Source organism: Synechococcus sp. WC101 (assembly GCF_047461555.1).
In the GTDB taxonomy this organism is placed as follows: Bacteria; Cyanobacteriota; Cyanobacteriia; order Thermostichales; family Thermostichaceae; genus Thermostichus.
Genome location: NZ_JANSHG010000163.1, coordinates 1 through 5,225, shown reverse-complemented (window position 1 = coordinate 5,225; position 5,225 = coordinate 1). Strand labels below are relative to the sequence as shown.

At 61.9% G+C, this 5,225-nt stretch carries 5 protein-coding genes; 1 reads left to right on the top strand and 4 read right to left on the bottom strand.

The features are described 5' to 3' along the window. Positions 1 to 265: 265 nt before the first annotated feature. The 4 genes from NW809_RS10550 to NW809_RS10535 all read right to left on the bottom strand — a co-directional run bounded on the left by NW809_RS10550 (position 266) and on the right by NW809_RS10535 (position 3,637). Positions 266 to 1,159 carry a PRC-barrel domain-containing protein gene (locus NW809_RS10550; RefSeq protein ID WP_011430024.1) on the bottom strand — a complete coding sequence of 298 codons (894 nt, stop codon included), beginning with the start codon at positions 1,157 to 1,159 and terminating at the stop codon, positions 266 to 268. Positions 1,160 to 1,256: 97 nt separating this feature from the next. After that, on the bottom strand, positions 1,257 to 2,378 hold the full coding sequence (locus NW809_RS10545) for a glycosyltransferase family 4 protein (RefSeq protein ID WP_414402082.1): 1,122 nt from the start codon (positions 2,376 to 2,378) through the stop codon (positions 1,257 to 1,259). A 60-nt stretch (positions 2,379 to 2,438) separates the two neighbouring features. After that, positions 2,439 to 2,900: a ubiquinol-cytochrome c reductase iron-sulfur subunit gene (locus NW809_RS10540; RefSeq protein ID WP_228375465.1), complete on the bottom strand. Its 462-nt coding sequence runs from the start codon at positions 2,898 to 2,900 to the stop codon at positions 2,439 to 2,441. Between the two features lie 308 nt (positions 2,901 to 3,208). Beyond that, positions 3,209 to 3,637, bottom strand: coding sequence for a hypothetical protein (locus NW809_RS10535; protein WP_099812202.1), 429 nt, complete (start codon positions 3,635 to 3,637; stop codon positions 3,209 to 3,211). Between the two features lie 118 nt (positions 3,638 to 3,755). On the opposite strand from NW809_RS10535, the gene glmU reads away from it, so the two are divergent. Continuing rightward, a partial coding sequence (gene glmU / locus NW809_RS10530; protein WP_414402081.1) for a bifunctional UDP-N-acetylglucosamine diphosphorylase/glucosamine-1-phosphate N-acetyltransferase GlmU occupies positions 3,756 to 5,225 on the top strand: 1,470 nt, incomplete at its 3' end.

The following is a 5,225-nucleotide window of genomic DNA, read 5'->3' as shown; positions in this document are numbered from 1 at the left end:
GGGGCTGCTTTTCCCCACATCGAAGCGCCGCAAGCTTTTTTATCGGTGGCTTTGCGCTTTTTGGCCGAGGCCGATCCTGCCCTGCCAACCTAGGGGATCCCCGAGCAGGGAAAACTCACGCCTTTGCCGACTTTTTGCGGCGACTGTCCGGTCAGTCTGGTTTTTTCCAATCCAGGAAGAGTTCTCAGGCTCAGGCGCTCCGGCTGACATGGGGTCACCCCTAGGCCGTCACTTTGGGAGAGAGGAGCGAAGCCGGGCTCAGAGCTCAGGTTGGCTCCCCGGTATTCTCCTCCCAGGGGTCCCTATCCAAAGGGGAGCTGGGAGCGGCCGGGGCAGAGTCAGGAGCTGGCTCGGAAGGGGGGGCTTCTGCTTTGACGTACTCTTGCTCCCATTCTGGCTGCTCGGCAGCAGGAGCAGGCTCGGGCCGACGAGGAGGCGCCGCCTCGGCCTGGGGTTCAGGCTCTGCTTCGGGATATTCCTCTTCTTCGCCCTCGTATTCTTCGTCGTATACTTCCTCGTAGTTTTCCTCGACGGCAGGTTCATCAACGGCCCTGGGCAGGGCGGGGGCGGAGCCAGTGTCGACCAGCCAGGAGGGCTTGCCCAGGCCGAGGGTTTCCAAGATCCCTTTGGTCAGTTGGGCTAGGCGGGTTTCGGCGCCATCGGCCACGATGAGGCGATCGCCGCCGATGGAGACGATTTCATCAGCAGAGAGCAGGTAGGTGCTGAGGATAAAGCCGGGCAAAAAGGTCAGGCCGAGGTTGGAGAGGATCAAACCGGTGATTAGGCCGGAGACGGAGTTGAATTCGAAATCTTTGACTTTTCCAAGGCGGATCCCTTCTTCGGTAATCACCTCGCTGCCGACTACCCGGCTGAGACCCTCCAACTCCAAGTCCTCGAAGACTTCATCGCTGGGGACGAGGATGGCGTCTTGTCCTAGGGCCGTGACCTGCCGCAGCTCCAGAAAACGCGGCGATCCGGCAAAGGCCTTTTCCAGCACTCCTAGCACCAGGACTTGCCTAGCTTCCAGATCTGCCCAAACTTCGCTAACTACTCCAAGCCGGGCGGCATTGGCTTGGCTGATCACCTGCGTTCCCAGAACCTGTGACCGCCGACGAACCTCTGATCGCACCAGCGCAACAGATTCTTTCCCAGTCGTCATGGTGGTTTCCCCGTCGTGAGTCGAAGTGTCCGCGTCAGTGGGCTGGTCATCCGGCCCCAGGCATCAAAATCAAATAGTACCATTGCCTGTCTTCTCCCTAGCGGGCTGCCGGGATCGGATCCTGGACAATTTGCTCCCTCCAGGCCAGAAACCGCTCTGTCATGGCCTGCAGGGAATAGTGCTCTTCTGCGTGCTGTCGGCAGCGGCTTCTAGCGATCTGATCCAGGCGTTCCACCGCTGTTGCCAGAGCTGCCACGTCGTCTGGCTCCACCACCCAGCCGGTCTCGCCATCGCGGACAATTTCCGCCGGCCCGCCGCGGCGGTAGGTGATCACCGGCACACCGCAGGCCAAGGCTTCCACCGCCACCAGGCCGAAGGCTTCCACCCACTTAGGGGTCATGATCAAGGCCGAGCAGTGGCCCAAGAGCCGCTGCATCTGAGAGGTGGGCAAAAACCCCCGGTAATCCAATTGAGCCCGCGGGTACTGTTCTCGAATCTGCTGCCAGTAGGCCGGGTCTTGCAGGTGGCCCAGGATCAGCACCGGCCTCCCCGTCTTCTCGGCCAGGGCGGCGCAGTCTTCCAGGCCCTTTTCCGGGGCAATGCGGCCAACCCAGCACAGGGATCCGTTCCCCTTGGGCACAAACTCGTAGCGGCTGAGGTCGACGCCACAGGGCAAATAGACAAAGGGATCCCGACCTGCCAACATCTGGGCCCGGGCAAAGGCAAAAGTCTGGGCTTGGGCTCGCGAGTGCACCGCCAGCCGACCTGGGTAGCGGTGGGCAATGTGCTCCAGGACCTGATCCACAGCATCGCTAAGGGATCCCATGCTGAGGATATGGGCCACCGGCGTGCGGAAAAAATCGGTCAGGTAGAACGAGAGCCAGTCGTAGCTCCAGTTCACGATAAGCTCAAACTGCTCCTGCAGTTGGGCAGCTCGCTGCCACAGGTTGGCCACCAGAGAAGGGGTGGAAAAACAGACCGGCTGGTCGCGGCGCTGGCTCTGGGCATAGGGCGGGGGGAGGCCTGGGACGGTCTCGATAACTCCCTCCGGCAAGTCAGCACTGTGGGATCCCTCAGGCGCTAGCACGCGCACTTGGGCTCCCCTCTCAAGCAGGCTCCGCGCCAAGTTGACAAGGTTGAGCTCCACCCCGCCGCCAGCTCCCGATCCCAGGGGCCCAACGGGGGTGGAGACAAACAAGAAGCGGTAGGTACGAGGCATGGGCGCCCTAGCAGGCTCGACCCCTTGCTGGCTAGTCTGGTTGACCCTGGGGGGACAAGGTCAGGTTCTGGCCACGAAGATTTCCCCTTTCTCCACCTTAACTTTGTAGGCGGTCAGGTCGGCATTGGCCGGGCCACGGGTACGGCTGCCATCGGCGGCAAAAACTGAGCCATGGCAGGGGCAGACGAAGTTCTCCCCCCGCCAGTCCACGTCGCAGCCGGCATGGGGACAGGCTGCATCCAGAGCCAGCAGCGAGTCTTCCTTTTGGGGATCCCCGACTAGCCAAAGGGTGGCGGTGTTTTTCCCAAAGGCGTCTTCTACCTTGAAGGGGCCTTCTTTAAGATCTTCTAGCGTTGCCACTTTAACGAACTCCGGCTCAGCCGCTTTGGGGCCCGAAGCAGCACCCTGGGCAATGGCACGGTTAAAACGGCGCTGAGCCAAGGCAGGCAACAGGCCCACCAGCGAGCCAAAACCAAGCGCCAGCCAACGAAGAAAACCGCGACGATTGTTGTACATGGCCATGTGTCCTGAGATGGATGCAAGGTGTCGGTTAGGAACCAATCCAAGCGTGGCCTCCCAAACGGGACGCTAGCCCGGCGGCTCCTCTTAATATTTTGTTACACTAGGACAGCTTCAGCCAGCGCGAAACCGCACTTTTATGGGATTCTGGCGAAGGTCGGTCGGGCCTGTCCCTAGATTATGGGGAAGAACCGCCCACCCCTTCTAAGCATCGCCAGTCGGTTTCTTGGTCTGAGAGTGGGGAGGGTGTCAACGGGCTTGCTGTGGAGGGGGGATAGGTCGGAAATATCTTGGAGCAATCGCAGTCCCACTCACGAGATCTCGCGAAGGTAGCGGCGGCGCTCCTCGTATTCGGCGCGGGTAATCAAGCCCTGCTTCAACTGGATCTCCAACTGCTGCTCGGGATCCCGGACTTCCCGACTTTTCGCACTGGTCCAGTCCAGCTCGATGAGATCTCGATTGAAGCGAAAATCGAAGTCCTCATTGGTCATGGTGAGAAACCACAGCCCTTCCAGCAAACAAAGGGCGCGTACCCCGTAGCCGAGGAGCTGCAACGGGATGGAAGGAACGAACACCATCAGCCCCAGCACCAAGTAGCCCCAGCCCCAGCGCCTGTGGCCCATGTAAAAACGCTGCAGCCCTGGGATCAGCACCCCCAGCACCGCCAGCCAACCGGCCACCTCGCGCACCAGGCGCTGACGTTTCTGAAGGGGGGTATCAGAGCTTTTGCTCTCCGCCATCGTCTGCCCCACCTACACGTGCCACTAGGCTAGCTCAAGTGGCACGCGGCTCTGTCAAGCTACAGTTTGAGCAGGATCCTGCCGCATATACTTTATGGGGGCAGAGTCTGGGGGGAACATGGCAGAACGAGATCTGGCGGTGGCGATCCTGGCGGCGGGCAAGGGCACCCGCATGCGGTCGCAGTTGCCCAAGGTGCTGCACAAGCTGGGATCCCTGTCTTTGATCGAGCGGCTGCTGCGCACGGTGCTGACGTTGAAACCCCAGCGCTGTCTGGTGATTGTGGGGTACGGGCAGGAGCAAGTGCGCCGAGCCCTGCAGGAGTACCCGGTCGAATTTGTGGAGCAGGCGCAGCAATTGGGCACTGGACATGCGGTGCAGCAGCTTCTGCCCGTTCTGGAGGATTTTCAGGGGGATCTGCTGGTGGTCAACGGGGATGTGCCTCTGTTGCGGGCGGAAACCCTGCAGGCGCTGCTGGAGCGCCACCGCCAAGTTCAACCGGATGTGACCTTGCTCTCGGCCCAGGTGGCGGATCCCTACGGCTATGGGCGGGTGTTTTGCGATGCCCAGCAGCGGATCCTGGAGTTGGTGGAAGAGCGAGACTGCACCCCGGCCCAACGGCAAAATCGCCGCATCAACAGCGGGGTGTACTGTTTCCACTGGCCGGCCCTAGCAAGGGTGCTGCCCCGTCTGGGCCGGAACAACGCCCAGCAGGAGTACTACCTCACCGAGGCCGTTAAACTTCTGGACACCGCCATCGCCCTGGACGCCGAGGATGCGCGGGAAATCGTCGGCATTAACGACCGCCGCCAACTGGCCCAAGCCTACCAGATTCTGCAGGATCGCCTCAAGGAAGCCTGGATGGAAGCCGGGGTCACCTTTGTGGATCCCGACAGCGTCAGCCTGGAAGAGACGGTGGAATTGGCCCCCGATGTGGTGATCGAACCCCAAACCCACCTGCGGGGCGTCTGTCGCATTGGGCCGCGCACTCGTCTAGGGCCGGGCAGTTGGATCGAGTCCAGCACCATCGGCTCCGATTGCCACATCCTCTACTCGGTGGTCAGCCACAGCCAGATCGGGGATCGCGTCTGGGTAGGCCCCTACGCCCACGTGCGCCCTCACAGCCAGATCGGCGACGGCTGCCGCATCGGCAACTTTGTGGAAATCAAAAACGCCCAGATCGGATCCCATACCAACGCCGCCCACCTGGCCTACCTGGGCGACGCCAAGCTGGGATCCCAGGTCAACATTGGCGCCGGCACGATCATCGCCAACTACGACGGCCAGCAGAAGCACTTGACCGAAATTGGGGATCGCAGCAAGACAGGCGCCAACTCGGTGCTGGTGGCCCCCCTCAAGGTGGGATCCGATGTCACCATTGCCGCCGGCTCCACCATTCCCGCCCGCTATCCCGTGCCGGACGACTGCCTGGTGATCGCCCGCGCCTACCCGGTGGTCAAGCCGGGCTGGCGACCGGGGAGCGCTGCTGCTGGCCGCCCCCAGCCTCTACCCACGGGATCCCTGCGCGTCTACCCCTTGCGCCTGCTGCCCGGCCAAGACCTAAAGCAGGAATTGGAGCGCTTTGCCCGC

Coding starts and splice junctions, on each gene's coding strand:
- NW809_RS10545 (WP_414402082.1), bottom strand. CDS start 2,378: ATGCCTCGTACCTACCGCTTCTTGTTTGTCTCCACCCCCGTTGGGCCC.
- NW809_RS10540 (WP_228375465.1), bottom strand. CDS start 2,900: ATGGCCATGTACAACAATCGTCGCGGTTTTCTTCGTTGGCTGGCGCTT.
- NW809_RS10535 (WP_099812202.1), bottom strand. CDS start 3,637: ATGGCGGAGAGCAAAAGCTCTGATACCCCCCTTCAGAAACGTCAGCGC.
- NW809_RS10550 (WP_011430024.1), bottom strand. CDS start 1,159: ATGACGACTGGGAAAGAATCTGTTGCGCTGGTGCGATCAGAGGTTCGT.